Genomic DNA, 18,687 nt, shown 5'->3' on the forward strand with positions numbered 1-18,687 from the left:
AAACCCTCTTTGCTTAATTCATCCAGCCCTTGACCCAATCCATCACCGACTCGGCAGGGTTCTCACCACCACAAGCGGCGCCGGGAGGCGGTTCGCTGCCGCGAATATACGGCATCTGTACGGCACCCGGGCAACCGGCGTCAGAACCTTGCCCGGTTCGCGAATCAACCCAGGCCTGAACGATATTGTCCGGCTGCGGCATGTCCAACGGCAACGGGTCGGCCTTGCGCATGAAACTGGTCCATACCTGCAGGGCCCCGGTGGCGCCGGTGAATGGCGTCTTGCCGTTGTCGTCGCGACCCAGCCAGACCACCGCCAGCAAGTCCTGGCTGAAACCGGCAAACCAACTGTCCCGCGAGTCGTTACTGGTGCCGGTCTTACCCGCCAGCGTCAGGGTCCTTGGCAACACGCTATAAACCGAGCTGCCGGTACCTTCACGCATCACCCGCTGCATGGCGTTCTGGATCAGGTAAATGGAGGCCGGATCGAAACGCTGCTGAATCTGGAACGGATAACGCTTGAGCGGCTCGCCCTCAGCAGTCAGCACGCTACGAATCCCGCGCATCGGCGTATTGAAGCCGCCGTTGGCGAGGGTCTGATACATGGTCGCCACTTCGATTGGCGTCATGCCGCCGGCCCCGAGCAACATCGACGGGAAAGCCGGGAATTCACGAGTCACGCCCAGGCGCTCCACCGTCTTCAGGACGTTCGGCACACCAACCGCCAAACCGAGACGCGCGGTCGACAGGTTGTAGGAATGCGCCAGGCCTTGATAGAGGAAGACCGTACCGTGAGAACGACGATCATAGTTCTGCGGTTTCCAGACCTGACCATCCGCGCCTTTGACCGAGAAGGATTCGTCCGACAGCCAACTGGTCAATGTGTACTGGCTGGGTTTCTCCAGCGCAGTCAGATAAACCGCCGGCTTGATCAGCGAGCCGATCGGCCGTACCGCATCCAGCGCCCGGTTGAACCCGGCGAAACTGGCCTGGCGACTGCCGATCATGGCCTGCACTTCACCAGTCTCCGGGTTGGTCACGACCATTGCCGCTTCGACGTCATCGGAACCCTTGCGCCCCGCCAGACGCTTGAAGGTGTCGTTGACCGAGGCTTCAGCCTTCATCTGCAGGATCGGGTCGAAACTGGTGAAGATGCGCAGCCCTTCTTCGGTCAAGTCTTCGTCGCGATAGTCTTCGCGCAACTGACGCTTGACCAGATCGAGGAAGCCGGGGAACGAGCTGTCTGCCAGACTGCCGCGCTTGGTCACGCCCAGCGGCATTTTCTTCGCCGCCTCAACCTGCTCGGCAGTCGCAACGCCCTGTTCCTGCAGCACATCGAGTACCAGGTTGCGCCGTTCAAGGGCACGCTCCGGATAACGACGGGGGTTATAGGCAGAAGGTCCCTTGACCATGCCCACCAGCAGTGCGACCTGATGCAACTTGAGCTCGGCCAGCGGCTGACTGAAGAAGAACTGGCTGGCGAGACCGAAACCATGTACCGCGCGCTGACCGTCCTGCCCGATAAACACTTCGTTGAGATAAGCCTCAAGTATTTCGCGCTTGTCGTAATGCAGTTCAAGCAGCAGCGCCATCATCGCTTCGGTGAGTTTGCGGCTCAGGCTGCGCTCGTTGGTCAGGTAGAAGTTTTTTACCAACTGCTGAGTCAGGGTACTGCCGCCCTGACGCATGCGTCCGGACGAACCGTTGACCCAGACTGCACGGGCGATCGACTTCGGCGAAACACCAAAGTGATGATAAAAATCGCGGTCCTCTACCGCCACCAGCGTTTCAAGCAGGTACGGCGGCACCTGATCGATCTTGATCAGAATCCGGTCTTCGAGGTTTTTCGGGTACAGGCCGCCGATCAGCAGCGGCTCCAGGCGCACCACCGACAGTTTCGAGCCTTTTGCCCCCGCCAACTCGGCCACGTAATCGCCGGAGAAACGCACCCGCACCGGTTGCGCTTGCTCCATGCCTTCATAGAACTGGAAGCCACGGGTGTTCAGATCAACGATATTGCCGTTGACCGACGCCGCCCCCGGACCATTGGCCACGCTTTCACGGCGATAGCCCAGGGCATCGAGTTCAGTCAGGAAGTCATCCCGGCTCAGCTTCTGTCCGACGAACAGTTCGAGCGGGCGCGCGTAAACCTTGGCCGGGATGGTCCAGCGCTTGCCGGAGAACTTCTCCTGGACGATTGCATCAAGGTAAACGGCGAATCCGGCCAGCACTACCAGGCCGACCAGACTGAGTTTAATGGCCCAGCCCAGCCACGGGCGCAGGCCCCTGGAGGGTGGTTTTTTTGGGGTTCGGGGAGTTCGAGTACGAGTCATGGCGGCGGATTATACGCACTTTATTCATCCTCAACAGGAGCGCTCCGAGGTTTGCGTCGAGCGGACTTGCGGCCATAATGACGGCCTTGAATTTCCCAGTCTCTGAAGGATCGCCTGTGAGCCAGTCCCTGATCGCTGCCCTGCAAAACCCTGCCCTCTACCCCCATCCTGTAGAGGGATTCCAGGTCATCGAGACCCATATTTCCTGGGTACTGCTCACCGGCCCCTATGCCTATAAAGTGAAGAAGCCGGTCAATTTCGGTTTTCTCGACTTCACCAACCTTGAGGCTCGCGAACACTTTTGCGCTGAAGAACTGCGCCTGAACCAGCGCCTGACCGACGATTTGTACCTCGAAGTGCTGCCCGTCACCGGCAGTGCCGAGGCTCCGCAACTGGGTGGCGAAGGCCCGGCCATCGAATACGTGCTGAAGATGCGCCAGTTCCCGCAAACCGGCTTGCTCAGCACCCTGCAAGCCAACGGCGAACTGACCACAGCACACATCGACGAGATGGCCGAGCAAATCGCCCGCTTCCACCTGAGCGCACCGAAAGTGCCAGCCGAACACGAAGCCGGCACCCCTGACAGCGTCATGGCGCCGGTGCGGCAGAACTTCGAACAGATCCGCCCGTTCCTCAGCGACAAGGCCGACCTGTTGCAACTCGACGCCCTGCAAGCCTGGGCCGAAAGCAGCTTCGAGCGCCTCAAGCCGCTGTTCACCCAGCGCAAGGCCGACGGCTTCATTCGTGAATGCCACGGTGATATCCACTTGGGCAATGCAACCGTGATCGATGGCAAGGTCGTGATCTTCGACTGCATCGAATTCAATGAACCGTTTCGCTTTACCGACGTTTATGCCGACACCGGCTTCCTGGCGATGGACCTGGAAGATCGCGGCCTGAAATGCCTGGCGCGTCGCTTCATCAGCCAGTACCTGGAGCTGACCGGTGACTATCGCGGCCTCGAGCTGCTGAACTTCTATAAAGCCTACCGCGCACTGGTTCGCGCCAAGGTTGCCCTGTTCAGCATGCCGGCCGACGCCACTGCGGTGCAGCGCGCCACGACCCTGCGCCAGTACCGCAACTACGCCAACCTGGCGGAAAGCTACAGCACCATTCCTTCGCGCTTCATGGCCATTACCAGCGGCGTTTCCGCCGTCGGCAAGAGCCATGTCGCCATGCGCCTGGTCGAAGCCCTGGGCGCAATTCGCCTGCGCTCCGATGTCGAGCGCAAGCGCCTGTTCGGCGAGCAAACCGTCGAGAATGATGTACAGGCCGGCATCTATAGCGCCGACGCCAGCGCGGCGACCTATGCTCGCCTGCATGAAATCGCCAACGTCATTCTGCGTGCGGGCTTCCCGGTGGTGGTCGACGCCACTTACCTCAAGCGCGATCAGCGTGACAGTGCCGCAAAGGTGGCCGAGGCCACAGGCGCACCCTTCCTGATCCTCGACTGCAATGCGCCACAGGCCGTGATCGAAAGCTGGCTGGCCATGCGCCAGGCAGACAAGAAAGACCCGTCCGACGCCACCCTGGCTGTTATCGCAGCCCAGCAAGCCAGCCGTGAAGCGCTGACACCCGCAGAAATCCTCTGCAGCAAGCGCGTCCAGACCAATGAAAGCGGGACGCTCGATACCGTTGTGGAACAGATTCGCCAGCGCCTGCCAGGCCTGTAAAAAACTATTTCAGTCGTGAGGCCCGCACAGGCTTCACGACTGTAAAATAGTGGCACTATACTGGCGTCATAAAACCATCAGGTGATGCGACATGAGCCAGCCGAAACTTCTCGACACACCGCTTTATGCCCTGCTGCACAAAGACGACATCAGAGGCTTCAACAGTGAACGCCCCAAGGATGGCCCCATCGACATGGCGGGTGGAGATTTCCGGGGGCTGGACCTGCGCGAGCTGAATGCCGACGGTGTGGATTTCAGCAACGCCTACTTCCGCTCCGCCGACTTGCGCGGCATTGATTTCAGTAAAGCGAACCTGGAAGGCGCGAGCCTGGCCCACGCGCAAATCTCTGGCACCTACTTTCCGGTGGAACTCAGCGCCGACGAAATCCTGATGTCGATGAACTTCGGCACACGATTACGCTATCGCACCCGCTGATCGACGTCGGTGACTGACACGTCCAGCGCCCCGTTGCGCTGGATTGCGGGAATGTTCAGCCGTAATTCCTGATTCTTCCCCGCCTCTTCCTACCGCGTTCGCGGACTTTTCACGCTCTGCCAATACTCGTTTCTTAGAAGCATTTGCGTCGAAAACGAGCAAACAATCACGCTTTTCCTACTGATGGCTACACTCCTCAGAAGATTGCCCACGCTCTCCATTCGGCCATCGCAAGGAGGCTTGATGAATGATGAACTGCAACACCTGAAGAATCTTGGCAAGACGTCAGCGCAATGGTTGCATGCCGTGGGCATCCATAGTGCTTCGGACTTGCGTCGCCTCGGGGCGGTGGATGCTTATCGGGCCGTGCGCACGCGCGGTTTTCGGGCATCCAAGGTGTTGTTGTACGCAATTGAAGGCGCCCTGATGGACGTTCACTGGAACGACATTCCTGCCGAGCGCAAGGAAGCGCTGAACAAACAACTGGAAGCCATCTCTACACGACACAAGATTTGATCCGACAAATATTTCTGCAGCTTTGCAATCTGAAACTCAATGATTACGGGGTCTGCAGACGCAAATCCGGCGAATCGCAAAGAAATCAAAAAACAGCGGTTGACTTGGTAATGAGAATCGATATGATTATCACAACTGGTCGCGAGACTGGTCGATATTCTGAAAAGCCCTTGGTTCGGACTCTCGGATTATCTCCTCATCAGGCTAATCACGGTTATTTGACCCGGCTCTTGCCGGGTCTTTTTTTGCCTGTGGAAAAGTACTGGCAGGATGCGGCGATGGATGCTCCATGCAGATCACGCTGACGCGGGTGGTCAGGCGCATAAACAGCTTTCTTTGAAGGTTTCCCGGGCATCGAATGATCAGGCCAAGTATCCTCGACGATAGGCACTTGCCCCCGGCGGGCAAGACGGCCAATTGATAGCATTTAACCGTCAAGCTTGGACATATCCGGTCACGAGCGGCGGGACCGAGGATAGACATGAAGTTGCTTTGCGCAGGCGCCGAGCTGGTCAATGACAGCAGTCGCGGGTTCGAAATCGATGGCCAAAAGTTTTTTGCAGTGCGCCGCAGCGGACAGGTTTATGTCTACATCAATCGCTGTCCGCACCGGGGCGTTGCCCTGGAGTGGCATCCCGACCAGTTTCTCGACCCCAGCAGCAGCCTGATCCAGTGCGCCACCCATGGCGCACTGTTCCTGATCGAAGACGGCGAATGCGTCGCCGGCCCTTGCGCGGGGCAAGCCTTGACCAGCGTGACCTGCCGCGAGGATGAACAAGGGATCTGGATCAGCCTTTAGCCACCCGGCAACACGTCCAGACGCCGGTCGACCAGCATTTCTTCGTGGCTCAACCGCACACCGTAAGCCAGCACCTCAACCCCGCAGGCAATCGCCTCACGCAAGGCCTGAGCATAAGCGGCATCGATTTCCTGCGCCGGGCGCACGGCCTCGATGTCGGTCAGGCAAACACAGTACAACTGCACCGCGCGAATACCGTCCCTGGCCAAGTGCGCCAGCTCCCGCAGATGCTTGGCGCCACGCTGGGTGACCGCATCGGGAAACGCCGCCACCGCCGTACCGTCGAAGCCCAGGGTAACGCTTTTGACTTCTACATAGGCCGGCCCGTCGGGATAATCAAGGCGGAAATCGATACGACTGTTTTCCTGACCATAAGCCACTTCGCGCTTGAGTCCGGTAAAGCCGTTCAGCTCAGTGATGACGCCCGCTCGCAGCGCCTCTTCGACCAAACCATTGGCCCGGGCGGTGTTCACGCAAAACAGCCGACCTTGCGGGGTTTCACCGATCTCCCAGGTGCCGGGCAACTTGCGTTTCGGGTCGTTGGAGCGACTGAACCAGACCTGGCCGCCTTCGACCTGACAATTGAGCATCGAGCCTGTGTTCGGACAGTGAATGGTCAGCAACTCGCCGCCAACGGTTTCGATATCGGCGAGAAAACGCTTGTAACGTCGGATCAGGCGCCCTTCTTCGAGGGGAGGATGAAAACGCATCAGCCTTGCCAGCTCCGCAACCCACGGGCAATGCGCTCGACCGCTTCCTGCAAACGCTCGAGATTCTGCGTATAGGCAAACCGCACATGATGCCCGGCCTGATAACGCCCGAAATCCAGCCCCGGGGTGAACGCCACATGCTCGGTTTCGAGAAAATGTTTACAGAACGCGAAGGCATCGCCGCCGAACTTGCTGATATCGGCGTACAAGTAGAACGCCCCTTCCGGCTCCACGGCAATGCCGAAGCCCAATTCACGCAAGGCCGGCAGCAGGTAATCCCGACGCCGGCCAAATTCGGCGCGACGCTCTTCGAGAATGCTGATGGTGGCCGGCTCGAAACAGGCCAGCGCAGCGTGCTGCGCCATGCTTGGAGCACTGATGTAGAGGTTCTGGGCGAGCTTTTCCAGCTCACCGACGGCAGCGTCGGGGGCCACCAGCCATCCCAGCCGCCAACCGGTCATCCCGAAGTACTTCGAAAAACTGTTCAGAACGAATGCACTGTCGTCGACTTCCAGCACGCTGGCCGCATCGGTGCCGTAGGTCAGGCCGTGATAAATCTCGTCGACCACCAGATGACCGTGGCGCTCCTTGATCGCGACAGACAGCTTCGCCAGCTCGTCGCGGGTCAGGATCGTGCCGGTCGGATTGGCCGGCGACGCCACCAATGCGCCGACGCTGTCGTGGTCCCAATAACGCTCGATCAGGCCCGGCGTCAATTGATAACGCACATCCGGACCGACCGGCACCAGCTGTGCCGCGCCTTCCACCAGCCTTAGGAAGTGCCGGTTACACGGGTAGCCCGGGTCCGCCAGCAGCCAGTGTTTACCGGGGTCGACCAGCAAAGCGCTGGCCAGCAGCAACGCGCCAGACCCGCCAGGCGTGATGAGGATGCGCCGAGGGTCGATGTTCAAGCCATAACGCTGCTGATAAAAGCCCGAAATGGCCTCCCGCAGCTCCGGAATGCCGCGCGCGGCGGTGTAACGGGTTTTCCCCGCTGTCAGCGCAGCCTGGCCGGCCCGGATGATCGGTTCGGCGGTGGTGAAGTCCGGCTCGCCGATTTCCAGGTGGATCACATCGTGGCCGGCCGCCTGCAATTCATTGGCCCGCGCCAACAGCGCCATGACATGGAAAGGTTCGATCGCGCGACTGCGGGCACTGTAGGGCTGAGCCATTGGCCTTCCTTCAACGGAAAAAAAACCGATTCTACCCAAGCGCAGGAACGAGCGAGAACCTAAAGCGGTCAGAGGCCTTGTAACCCCGATCACAAACGACTCAAGCGCGCGCGCAAGGTTTGACTAAAATCAATAATTGAGCAGGGCTCCAGAGCCACCAGACAACGGTTTGTCATCATTTGCAAGCACCATGTGCCGCGAGCTCGACATCCGGGAGTAGCGCGGCCCGAGTTGATCTGGTAAGTTCGCCCGCTTGCAGCCGCAGGGCCGGCAGGTGCCGGTGATGGAGCAATCCTGCGCAGATGGATTACAAGAGTAGAGGCGGTCTATTTCATGTCCACCCAAGCAAAGCAGCAAAACCAGGCGATCAGCGGCTTCGAGCCCTATGTTCAGAAAGCCGGCGAAGAGTACATGGGCGAGCCCATGCGCAAGCACTTCACCAAGGTCCTGAATCAGTGGAAGAAAGAGCTGATGGAAGGTGTCGACAAGACCGTGGACCACATGAAGGACGAAGCGGCCAACTTTCCTGATCCGGCAGACCGTGCCAGCCAGGAAGAGGAATTCGCCCTCGAACTGCGTGCCCGCGATCGTGAACGCAAGTTGATCAAGAAGATCGACAAGACACTTCAGCTGATCGAAGACGAAGAGTACGGCTGGTGTGAATCCTGCGGCATCGAGATTGGCGTCAAGCGCCTCGAAGCGCGTCCTACCGCCGACCTGTGCATCGACTGCAAGACCCTGGCAGAAATCAAGGAAAAGCAAGTCGGCAAATAATTGCGACTTGAACGAAGAACGGAGCGTGCGAACGCTCCGTTTTTGTTTCTGATGTTTTTTTGGCTTTAAATGCATTCATGACCGCCAACACCCCCTACATCGGGCGCTTCGCCCCCACCCCTAGCGGCCATCTGCACTTCGGCTCGCTGGTCGCAGCACTGGCCTCCTACCTTGACGCGCGCTCGGTGGGCGGACGCTGGCTGATGCGCATGGAAGACCTTGATCCTCCCCGCGAGGAACCCGGCGCCCAGGCGGCCATTCTCAAGGCACTGGAAAGCTATGGCTTCGAGTGGGATGGCGACCTGGTTCGCCAAAGCGAGCGGCACGATGCCTACGCCGAGGTGCTCAATCGCCTGTTCAATCACGGCCTGGCCTACGCCTGCACCTGCTCGCGCAAACAGCTGGAACCGTATCACGGGATTTATCCGGGGCTGTGCCGCAATGCCGGCCATGGCACTGACGATGCGGCCATCCGCCTGCGCGTACCGGAACTGGAATACCACTTCATCGACCGGGTGCAGGGCCAATACCGCCAACACCTGGGTCGGGAAGTCGGTGACTTCGTGATCCGCCGCCGCGACGGACTCTACGCCTATCAATTGGCCGTGGTCCTGGACGATGCCTGGCAGGGCATCACCGATATCGTTCGGGGTGCCGACCTGCTGGACTCCACGCCCCGCCAGCTCTACCTGCAGGAACTGCTCGGCCTGCCTCAACCGCGTTATCTGCATATCCCGCTGATTACCCAGCCTGATGGCAACAAACTCGGCAAGTCCTACCGTTCGCCGCCGTTGACCGAGGATCAGGCAACCCCCCTGCTGCTGCGGGCGCTACGGGCGCTGGGACAGAACCCTGGAACCGAACTGACATACGCCACGCCACGGGAAGTGCTGAATTGGGGAATTGCCCACTGGGATGCCTCGCTGATCCCGCGCACACTGAGCCTGCCCGAGGCACAGCTATTGTGATCGCACTTGCAGTGGCGCGCCCATCCGTTACCATCGCCGCACGTTTTCGGGCACGCGCATAAAAAAGAGAGGCCGGGATGTACATCTATCGCTTGGTCCTGCTTTTGGTAGTGGGGATTTACCTGTTTTCCCCGGCCATCATGGATTGGTGGATCGACGCCACTGGCGCCTGGTATCGCCCTTATCTGCTCTGGCTGATTCTGATCGTCGTGACCTTCATCCTGCAGAGCCAAAAAGATGCCGATGAGCTTTAGCCTGACCCAGATGATCCTGATCAGCGCCGCGTACCTGGCGGTGCTGTTCGGTGTGGCCTGGATCAGCGAACGGGGCATGATTCCCCGGGCGATCATTCGCCACCCGCTGACTTACACCCTGTCACTGGGCGTCTACGCCAGTGCCTGGGCGTTTTACGGCACCGTGGGCCTGGCCTATCAGTACGGCTACGGCTTTTTATCCAGCTACCTGGGCGTTTCCGGGGCATTTCTGCTGGCGCCGGTGCTGCTCTACCCGATCCTGAAGATCACCCGTACTTATCAGCTGTCGTCGTTGGCAGACCTGTTTGCCTTCCGCTTCCGCAGCACCTGGGCCGGCGCGCTGACCACGATTTTCATGCTGGTCGGCGTATTGCCGCTGCTGGCCCTGCAAATTCAGGCAGTCGCCGACTCCATCGGTATCCTCACCCGCGAACCGGTACAGCATCGCGTGGCCCTGAGCTTCTGCGCATTGATTACGCTGTTCACGATTTTCTTCGGCTCCCGCCACATCGCCACCCGCGAAAAGCACGAAGGCCTGGTGTTCGCGATTGCCTTCGAGTCGGTGATCAAGCTGATCGCCCTCGGCGGTGTCGGGCTGTATGCGCTTTACGGCGTGTTCGACGGCCCGCAACAGCTTGAGCTTTGGCTGCTGCAAAACCAGACCGCGCTCGCTGCCCTGCACACGCCTTTGCAGGAAGGCCCGTGGCGTACGCTGCTGCTGGTGTTCTTCGCCTCGGCGATCGTGATGCCGCACATGTATCACATGACCTTTACCGAGAACCTCAACCCGCGTTCGCTGGTCAGTGCGAGCTGGGGCCTGCCGCTGTTCCTGCTGCTGATGAGCCTGGCGGTGCCGCTGATTCTCTGGGCCGGCCTGAAACTGGGCGCCACCACCAACCCGGAATACTTCACTTTGGGCATCGGCATCGCCGCCAACAACAAGGCTTTGGCGTTGCTGGCCTATGTCGGCGGGCTGTCCGCCGCCAGTGGCCTGATCATCGTCACCACGCTGGCGCTGTCCGGAATGGCCTTGAACCACCTGGTGCTGCCGCTGTATCAACCACCGGCCGAAGGCAACATCTACCGCTGGCTGAAGTGGACCCGCCGGGCGCTGATCGTCGCGATCATCATGGCCGGCTACGGCTTCTACCTGATGCTCGGTGCCGAGCAGGACCTGGCCAACCTCGGCATTGTCGCGTTCGTTGCCACGTTGCAGTTCCTGCCGGGTGTGCTGTCGGTCCTGTATTGGCCGACTGCCAACCGTCGCGGCTTCATCGCTGGCTTGCTGGCGGGGATACTGGTGTGGCTGGTGACCATGTTGTTGCCGCTGGTTGGCAACCTGCAAGGCTTCTACATTCCGCTGCTGAACATGATCTATGTGCTGGACGACACCAGTTGGCACATGGCGGCGATTGCCTCGCTGGCAGCCAACGTGCTGATGTTCACCCTGATCTCGCTGTTCACCAACGCCAGCACCGAAGAGGCCAGCGCCGCCGAAGCCTGCGCCGTGGACAACGTGCGCCGCCCGCAACGCCGGGAACTGCACGCCGCCTCGCCCCAGGAGTTCGCCACGCAACTGGCCAAGCCACTGGGTGCAAAGGCGGCGCAGAAAGAAGTGGAACAGGCACTGCGCGACCTCTATCTGCCTTTCGACGAACGCCGACCCTATGCCCTGCGCCGCTTGCGTGACCGCATCGAGGCCAACCTCTCCGGCCTGATGGGCCCGAGCGTGGCCCAGGACATGGTCGAAACTTTCCTGCCGTACAAGGCTGGCGGTGAAAACTACGTTACCGAAGACATTCACTTCATCGAAAGTCGCCTCGAGGACTACCACTCGCGCCTGACCGGCCTGGCCGCCGAACTCGATGCCCTGCGCCGTTATCACCGCCAGACCCTGCAGGAATTGCCGATGGGCGTTTGCTCGCTGGCCAAGGATCAGGAAATCCTCATGTGGAACAAGGCCATGGAGGAACTCACCGGCATCGCCGCGCAGCGCGTGGTCGGTTCGCGCCTGAGCACCATTGCCGACCCATGGAAAGAACTGCTGCAAGGCTTCATCAATCTGCCGGACGAACACTTGCACAAACAGCACCTGGCCCTCGACGGCCAGACACGCTGGCTGAACCTGCACAAAGCGGCGATCGACGAACCCCTCGCGCCGGGCAATAGCGGCTTGGTGTTGCTGGTGGAAGACTTGACCGAAACCCAGATGCTCGAGGACAAACTGGTGCATTCCGAGCGTCTGGCCAGCATCGGTCGCCTGGCGGCCGGTGTGGCCCATGAAATCGGCAACCCGATCACCGGTATCGCGTGCCTGGCGCAGAATCTGCGCGAAGAACGTGAAGAAGACGGCGAGCTGAAGGAAATCAGCGGGCAGATCCTCGAGCAGACCAAACGCGTGTCGCGCATCGTCCAGTCGCTGATGAGCTTTGCCCATGCCGGCAGCCATCAGCACAGCGACGAGCCCGTCTGTCTGGCCGAAGTGGCTCAGGATGCCATCGGCCTGCTGGCCCTGAACCGACGCAATTTCGAAGTGCAGTTCTACAACCTGTGCGACCCCGAACACTGGGTCGAAGGCGACCCGCAACGGCTGGCTCAGGTATTGATCAACCTGCTTTCAAACGCCCGTGACGCCTCGCCTCCCGGCAGTGCGGTACGAGTCAAGAGCGAAGCCGGCGAACACACGGTCGATCTGATCGTGGAAGACGAAGGCAGTGGTATTCCGTCGAGCATCATGGACCGATTGTTCGAACCTTTCTTCACCACCAAGGACCCTGGCGAAGGCACCGGTCTGGGCCTTGCACTGGTCTATTCCATCGTTGAAGAGCATTATGGACAAATCACCATCGACAGCCCGGCTGATGTTCAAAGCCAACGCGGCACCCGAATCAGGGTTACCTTGCCGCGTCATGTCGAAGCGACGTCCGCTGTGAACTGAGACCGTCGAGAGTATCGAATCAATGCCGCACATTTTGATCGTCGAAGACGAAACCATTATCCGCTCCGCCTTGCGCCGCCTGCTGGAACGTAACCAGTACCAGGTCAGCGAAGCCGGATCAGTGCAGGAAGCACAAGAACGCTTCACCATTCCCTCGTTCGACCTGATCATCAGTGACCTGCGCCTGCCGGGCGCTCCCGGCACGGAGTTGATCAAGCTCGCCCAGGGCACGCCGGTGCTGATCATGACCAGCTATGCCAGCCTGCGCTCGGCGGTCGACTCGATGAAAATGGGCGCAGTGGACTACATTGCCAAGCCATTCGACCATGACGAAATGCTGCAAGCGGCCGCACGAATCCTGCGTGACCGACAAACGGTACAAACCGGCGGTGAAGCGGTTGCCGGCAAAGCCGCCAACGGTGCGGCGAAATCCGGTACCGACAACAGCAACGGTGAAATCGGCATTATTGGCTCGTGCCCACCGATGCAGGACCTGTACGGCAAGATCCGCAAAGTGGCACCGACCGACTCCAACGTTCTGATCCAGGGCGAATCGGGTACCGGTAAAGAACTGGTGGCGCGCGCCCTGCACAACCTGTCCAAACGCGCCAAGGCGCCGATGATTTCGGTGAACTGCGCAGCTATTCCGGAAAGCCTGATCGAGTCCGAACTGTTCGGCCACGAAAAAGGCGCATTCACTGGCGCCAGCGCCGGGCGCGCCGGCCTGGTGGAAGCGGCGGACGGTGGCACCTTGTTCCTCGACGAAATCGGCGAACTGCCACTGGAAGCCCAGGCTCGCCTGCTGCGCGTATTGCAGGAAGGCGAAATTCGTCGCGTGGGCTCGGTGCAGTCGCAAAAAGTCGATGTGCGCCTGATCGCTGCGACTCACCGCGACCTCAAGAGCCTGGCGAAAATCGGCCAGTTCCGTGAAGACTTGTATTACCGCCTCCACGTTATCGCGCTGAAGCTGCCAGCCCTGCGCGAACGCGGTGCGGACGTCAACGAGATCGCCAACGCCTTCCTGGCGCGGCAAAGTGCGCGAATCAACCGCACCGACCTGAAATTCGCCGCGGATGCCGAGCAAGCCATTCGTCACTACTCCTGGCCGGGCAACGTTCGTGAACTGGAAAACGCCGTCGAGCGCGCCGTTATCCTGTGCGAAAGCCCGGAAATTTCCGCCGAGCTGCTGGGCATCGACATCGAACTGGGCGACCTGGAAGACGACGAATTCATTGGCCTGCCGCCACAACAGGGCAACGGCAATGCCAGTAACAGCAACCACGAACCGACCGAAGACCTCTCCCTGGAAGACTACTTCCAGCATTTCGTCCTCGAACATCAGGACCACATGACCGAAACCGAGCTGGCCCGCAAGCTCGGGGTCAGCCGCAAATGCCTGTGGGAGCGCCGTCAGCGCCTGGGCATCCCGCGGCGCAAGACCGGGGTGACCAGCGAAAGCTGAACCGTACCTGTCTCATGTGCGGGTAACACGTGACTTTCTGAAAAAACTGTTACCTCAGCTTTTTCACGTAACAGAAGCCGGGGCTTACGGTAACGAAGCCCCGGCTTTTTTTGGCCCTCGAAATGCCTACCGACCTGCCTAACCCCTTGTTTTATTGGGTTTCGCAAAAGTTGGCACGCACCCTGCTATATGTTTGGTACAAGAACAATAACAAGCAATGCACAAGACAATAAAAATAAGACGAATCGACTCACGCACAATAAAAACAAGACGGCGAGAGGCGCAGCTAACTGATTCTTTTGGAGAGGCGTTGTATTTGGGGCTTGCCCCACGACCAGACCGAGAACAACAAAAAACTGTCTTAAGACAGAGCCTGTACTGGTTGGATCGAAAGATCACTGCAATTCAGCGACCAAAGCAATCCGTTTGCTCTTGGCTCCCGATTGGGAGGGTCATGAAGGAAAGCTTCATGGCGAGGGCACTCAACAAAAACAAGAAGCCCGAAACCAAAAATAAAAATAGAGCATGCAACTACTTCTTGGGGAGCTTCGGCTCCCCTTGTGGTTTCTGCACCTGTAGGAGCGAGCTTGCTCGCGAAGAACCTGAGGGTGTAGTGAATATCTGGCTTAACGCGCCATCGTTCACGTCCATCGCGAGCAAGCTAGCTCCTACAACCCGCGGCCTACAGCTCATATCTGCTGTGTCCTACACCATCCCCCGACTAAATGCTAGAATCCCCGCCCATCATGCGGTCATTCTTCTGTTATGGCCGAATATTCCTTCAAACAGTGCATCCCATGCTGAAGAAGCTGTTCCAGTCATTCCGTTCTCCCAAGCGTCCTACGCAACACATTCGCAGCACGCCTGAAGTGCTCAACAGCGGCCAACACTCGCTGCAGAAGGCGCAATTCAGCCGTTACGCGGTGAATATCGTTGAACGCCTGCAGAGCGCCGGTTATCAGGCTTACCTGGTTGGCGGTTGCGTGCGCGACATGCTGCTGGGTATCACACCGAAAGATTTCGACGTTGCCACCAGCGCCACACCGGAACAGGTACGGGCCGAATTCCGTAACGCGCGAATCATCGGGCGCCGGTTCAAGCTGGTGCACATCCACTTCGGCCGCGAAATCATCGAAGTCGCGACCTTCCGCGCCAATCACCCGCAGAACGAAGACGAGGAAGACAGCAATCAGTCTTCGCGCAACGAAAGCGGGCGCATCTTGCGCGATAACGTCTATGGCACCCTGGAAGAGGACGCGCAACGTCGCGACTTCACCATCAATGCCTTGTATTACGATCCGGTCAGCGAACGCATCCTCGACTACGCCAACGGCGTACACGACATCCGCAATCACCTGATCCGCCTGATCGGCGATCCGACGCAACGCTATCAGGAAGACCCGGTACGGATGCTGCGGGCCGTGCGTTTCGCCGCCAAACTGAACTTCGGCATCGAAAAACACAGCGCCCTGCCGATCCGCGGCCTGGCGCCGATGCTGCGCGAGATCCCGTCGGCCCGCCTGTTCGAAGAGGTGCTCAAGCTGTTCCTCTCCGGCCATGCCGCCGATACGTTTGAAATGCTGGTCGACCTGCAGTTGTTCGATCCACTGTTCCCGGCCAGCGCCGAAGCACTGGAATACAACCCGACGTACACCCACACCCTGATCAGCGAAGCCCTGATCAATACCGACCTGCGGATCAAGCAGAACAAACCGGTCACCCCGGCGTTCCTGTTTGCAGCCCTGCTCTGGCCTGCCCTGCCGGCCCGCGTCCTGCGCCTGCAGGAGCGTGGCATGCCGCCGATTCCGGCGATGCAGGAAGCGGCGCACGAACTTATTGCCGAACAGTGCCAGCGCATCGCGATTCCGAAACGCTTCACCATGCCGATCCGCGAGATCTGGGACATGCAGGAGCGCCTGCCCCGCCGCAGCGGCAAGCGTGCCGATCTGCTGCTGGACAATCCGCGCTTCCGCGCCGGCTACGACTTCCTGCTGCTACGCGAAAGCGCCGGCGAGCAGACCGATGGCCTGGGCGAATGGTGGACGGACTATCAGGACGCCAACGAAAGCGAGCGTCGCGACATGATTCGCGACCTCAGCGGCAAGGACGAAGGCACCGGCGCCCCGCGCAAGCGTCGCCGCAGCGGTGGTTCCAAGCGCAAACGCGCCGCCGGCGCTTCGAGCACCACGGGCGAGTAATCCATGGAACGCATCTACATCGGCATGGGCAGCAACCTGGCTGACCCCGCCGACCAATTGCGCAGCGCCGTCGAGGCGCTGGCGCAGTTGCCGCAAACGGCGCTGGTCGGGGTTTCTGCGTTTTATCAAAGCGACTCGCTACTACCCGGACAACCGCGCTACACCAATGCGGTGGCCGCTCTCGACAGCACGCTGGCGCCACTGGATTTGCTCGATGCGTTGCAGGCCGTCGAAAACGGCCAGGGTCGCGAACGCCTTGAGCGCTGGGGGCCGCGCACGCTGGACCTCGACATCTTGCTGTTCGGTGAGCGCCTGATCGACGAACCGCGCCTCAAGGTTCCCCATTACCACATGCAGGAGCGAGCCTTCGTGCTGTATCCGCTGGCGGAACTGGCCCCTGCGGATCTGCGCCTGGCCGATGGCCGGACCTTGGCCGAACTGCTTAAGGCATGCCCGTTCGTCGGCCTGGAACGCCTCCCCCCGAACTGACCAAGATCCCACACTGGTTTGTGACGAACACAAAAGCTCAGCCAACCGCCGATTCGAACAAACCTGCTGAATCGCATCAGTTACCCCGGTAACACCCCACCCGTAACAATGCGGTAACACACGCAATTGACTTCCCTCGTTCTCCTCACGACTATAGGCGTCCCGCTGCCGCCAACACGGCGTTCAAGGGCGCAATCCAGGCCTTAAAAGCACGACGAAAGAGCGTGCGCCTGTATTTAACGAAGAATCACGCGCGTTACTCGCAGTAGTTTCCACAGCGCCTGAATGAGGAACTTTTCATGCCAGCCATCACCCTGACCACCCTGCAAGGTCTGAAGCAAAAAGGTGAAAAAATCACCATGCTGACCTGCTACGACGCGACCTTCGCCCATGCCTGCAACCAGGCCGGCGTCGAAGTGCTGCTGGTGGGCGACTCCCTCGGCATGGTTTTGCAGGGCCACGACAGCACCTTGCCTGTCACCACCGCAGAAATGGCTTACCACGTGGCTGCCGTCAAACGCGGTAACAGCGATGCCTTGATTCTCGCCGACCTGCCTTTCATGGCCTACGCCACCACCGAGCAAGCCATGACCAACAGCGCCCTGTTGATGCAGGCCGGCGCGCACATGGTCAAGGTTGAAGGAGCGTTGTGGCTGGCCGATTCGATCCGCCTGCTGGCCGAGCGCGGCATCCCTGTCTGCGCGCACATGGGCCTGACGCCGCAATCGGTGAATATTCTTGGCGGCTACAAGGTCCAGGGTCGCAATGAAAACCAGGCGCGGCAGATGCGTGCCGACGCGATCGCCCTGGAACAGGCTGGCGCGGCAATGCTGCTGCTCGAGTGCGTCCCGAGCGAACTGGCGGAAGAAATCACCCAGGCGGTGAAGATTCCGGTGATTGGTATCGGCGCCGGCAATCGCACCGACGGCCAGGTGCTGGTTCTGCACGACATGCTGGGGCTGTCCATTACCGGCCGCATGCCAAAATTCGTAAAAAACTTCATGACTGGCCAAACCAGCATTGAAGCTGCACTGAATGCCTACGTGACTGAAGTCAAAGCGGCGACCTTCCCTGGGATCGAACACGGATTCTCTGCATGAACACCGTAAAAACCGTACGCGAACTGCGGGCCGCCGTGGCCCGTGCCCGTAGCGAAGGCAAGCGCATCGCCTTCGTGCCGACCATGGGCAACCTGCACAGCGGCCACGTGGCGCTGGTGACCAAAGCCTCCCAGCGGGCGGACTTCGTGGTTGCGAGCGTTTTCGTCAACCCGCTGCAATTCGGTGCTGGCGAAGACCTCGACAAGTACCCGCGCACCCTCGCCGCCGACCAGGAAAAACTGCTCCAGGCCGGTTGCCATTTGTTGTTTGCCCCCACTGTTGAAGAAATGTATCCCGACGGCATGGCCGGCCAGACCCGCGTCAGCGTCCCGCAATTGTCCGAGGGCCTGTGCGGCGCCAGCCGGCCGGGGCATTTCGAAGGCGTGGCGACGGTGGTCAGCAAGCTGTTCAACATGGTCCAGCCGGACCTGGCGATTTTCGGCGAGAAAGACTTCCAGCAACTGGCGGTGATTCGCGCGCTGGTACATGACCTGAACATGCCGATCCAGATCATCGGTGAGCCCACTGTTCGCGCCACCGATGGCCTGGCGCTGTCGTCGCGCAACGGTTTTCTCAACGAAGAGCAACGTGCTGTCGCACCGGTGGTCTACCGCACGCTGAAAGCGATCGGCGAGGCGATCAAGCAGGGTGAACGCGACTACCCGGCGCTGATCGGCACGCAGATCAAACAGCTCGAAACAGCCGGCCTGCGCCCTGACTATCTGGAAATCCGCCATGCTCTGACCCTGCGCCCGGCGACGGCGCAGGATCGTGACCTGGTGATTCTGGTGGCGGCGTTCCTGGGGACTACGCGGTTGATCGACAACCTGCACCTGAACCTCGACGCGCCCGTCTAGCCAACACAA

At 60.0% G+C, this 18,687-nt stretch carries 16 protein-coding genes; 13 read left to right on the forward strand and 3 right to left on the reverse strand.

All coding sequences use genetic code 11. The features are described from left to right. Positions 1 to 13 precede the first annotated feature (13 nt). Positions 14 to 2,332, reverse strand: a complete 2,319-nt coding sequence (gene mrcB / locus AC3ITY_RS28175) for a penicillin-binding protein 1B (protein WP_489306212.1) — start codon at positions 2,330 to 2,332, stop codon at positions 14 to 16. A 116-nt stretch (positions 2,333 to 2,448) separates the two neighbouring features. Here mrcB and AC3ITY_RS28180 point away from each other — a divergent pair, with 116 nt between their 5' ends. The 4 genes from AC3ITY_RS28180 (at position 2,449) to AC3ITY_RS28195 (ending at position 5,756) form a co-directional block, all read left to right on the forward strand. Then, positions 2,449 to 4,005, forward strand: coding sequence for a bifunctional aminoglycoside phosphotransferase/ATP-binding protein (locus AC3ITY_RS28180; protein WP_489306214.1), 1,557 nt, complete (start codon positions 2,449 to 2,451; stop codon positions 4,003 to 4,005). Positions 4,006 to 4,096: 91 nt separating this feature from the next. Then, positions 4,097 to 4,441, forward strand: a complete 345-nt coding sequence (locus AC3ITY_RS28185; protein WP_489306215.1) for a pentapeptide repeat-containing protein — start codon at positions 4,097 to 4,099, stop codon at positions 4,439 to 4,441. A gap of 243 nt (positions 4,442 to 4,684) precedes the next feature. Continuing rightward, entirely contained in the window at positions 4,685 to 4,957 is a 273-nt protein-coding gene (locus tag AC3ITY_RS28190; RefSeq protein WP_108216473.1) for a TfoX/Sxy family protein, read from the forward strand. Positions 4,958 to 5,438: 481 nt separating this feature from the next. Then, positions 5,439 to 5,756 carry a Rieske (2Fe-2S) protein gene (locus AC3ITY_RS28195; protein ID WP_489306216.1) on the forward strand — a complete coding sequence of 106 codons (318 nt, stop codon included), beginning with the start codon at positions 5,439 to 5,441 and terminating at the stop codon, positions 5,754 to 5,756. On the opposite strand, the gene sfsA is transcribed toward AC3ITY_RS28195, so the two are convergent. Both sfsA and AC3ITY_RS28205 read right to left on the reverse strand, forming a co-directional pair. Continuing rightward, on the reverse strand, positions 5,753 to 6,466 hold the full coding sequence (sfsA, locus tag AC3ITY_RS28200) for a DNA/RNA nuclease SfsA (RefSeq protein WP_489306218.1): 714 nt from the start codon (positions 6,464 to 6,466) through the stop codon (positions 5,753 to 5,755). The genes AC3ITY_RS28195 and sfsA overlap by 4 nt on opposite strands. Continuing rightward, complete coding sequence (locus AC3ITY_RS28205; protein WP_489306220.1) at positions 6,466 to 7,638, reverse strand: pyridoxal phosphate-dependent aminotransferase; 1,173 nt, start codon at positions 7,636 to 7,638, stop codon at positions 6,466 to 6,468. The genes sfsA and AC3ITY_RS28205 overlap by 1 nt, the downstream gene beginning before the upstream one ends. A 333-nt stretch (positions 7,639 to 7,971) precedes the next feature. Here AC3ITY_RS28205 and dksA point away from each other — a divergent pair, with 333 nt between their 5' ends. The 9 genes from dksA to panC all read left to right on the forward strand — a co-directional run bounded on the left by dksA (position 7,972) and on the right by panC (position 18,678). Then, positions 7,972 to 8,412, forward strand: a complete 441-nt coding sequence (gene dksA, locus AC3ITY_RS28210; protein WP_007971100.1) for an RNA polymerase-binding protein DksA — start codon at positions 7,972 to 7,974, stop codon at positions 8,410 to 8,412. A 77-nt stretch (positions 8,413 to 8,489) separates the two neighbouring features. Further along, positions 8,490 to 9,380, forward strand: a complete 891-nt coding sequence (gene gluQRS / locus AC3ITY_RS28215) for a tRNA glutamyl-Q(34) synthetase GluQRS (RefSeq protein WP_489306222.1) — start codon at positions 8,490 to 8,492, stop codon at positions 9,378 to 9,380. Between the two features lie 77 nt (positions 9,381 to 9,457). Beyond that, a complete protein-coding gene (locus AC3ITY_RS28220; protein ID WP_003176118.1) occupies positions 9,458 to 9,634 on the forward strand; it encodes a hypothetical protein in 177 nt (58 codons plus the stop codon). Beyond that, positions 9,618 to 12,572 (forward strand): sensor histidine kinase, encoded by a 2,955-nt coding sequence (locus AC3ITY_RS28225; RefSeq protein ID WP_223454866.1) that lies wholly within the window; start codon positions 9,618 to 9,620, stop codon positions 12,570 to 12,572. The genes AC3ITY_RS28220 and AC3ITY_RS28225 overlap by 17 nt, the downstream gene beginning before the upstream one ends. A 22-nt stretch (positions 12,573 to 12,594) precedes the next feature. Continuing rightward, positions 12,595 to 14,034: a sigma-54-dependent transcriptional regulator gene (locus AC3ITY_RS28230; protein WP_489306223.1), complete on the forward strand. Its 1,440-nt coding sequence runs from the start codon at positions 12,595 to 12,597 to the stop codon at positions 14,032 to 14,034. Positions 14,035 to 14,831: 797 nt separating this feature from the next. Further along, the gene (locus AC3ITY_RS28235; RefSeq protein ID WP_008050165.1) at positions 14,832 to 16,232 is read left to right on the forward strand and encodes a polynucleotide adenylyltransferase PcnB; all 1,401 of its coding nucleotides are present in this window, start codon (positions 14,832 to 14,834) and stop codon (positions 16,230 to 16,232) included. A gap of 3 nt (positions 16,233 to 16,235) precedes the next feature. Beyond that, complete coding sequence (gene folK, locus AC3ITY_RS28240; RefSeq protein ID WP_489306224.1) at positions 16,236 to 16,721, forward strand: 2-amino-4-hydroxy-6-hydroxymethyldihydropteridine diphosphokinase; 486 nt, start codon at positions 16,236 to 16,238, stop codon at positions 16,719 to 16,721. A 299-nt stretch (positions 16,722 to 17,020) separates the two neighbouring features. After that, positions 17,021 to 17,821 (forward strand): 3-methyl-2-oxobutanoate hydroxymethyltransferase, encoded by an 801-nt coding sequence (gene panB, locus AC3ITY_RS28245; RefSeq protein WP_015096862.1) that lies wholly within the window; start codon positions 17,021 to 17,023, stop codon positions 17,819 to 17,821. Next, the gene (panC, locus tag AC3ITY_RS28250; RefSeq protein ID WP_489306225.1) at positions 17,818 to 18,678 is read left to right on the forward strand and encodes a pantoate--beta-alanine ligase; all 861 of its coding nucleotides are present in this window, start codon (positions 17,818 to 17,820) and stop codon (positions 18,676 to 18,678) included. Before panB ends, panC begins: the two co-directional genes overlap by 4 nt. Positions 18,679 to 18,687 lie beyond the last annotated feature (9 nt).

The organism is Pseudomonas sp. GL_091 (assembly GCF_057837725.1).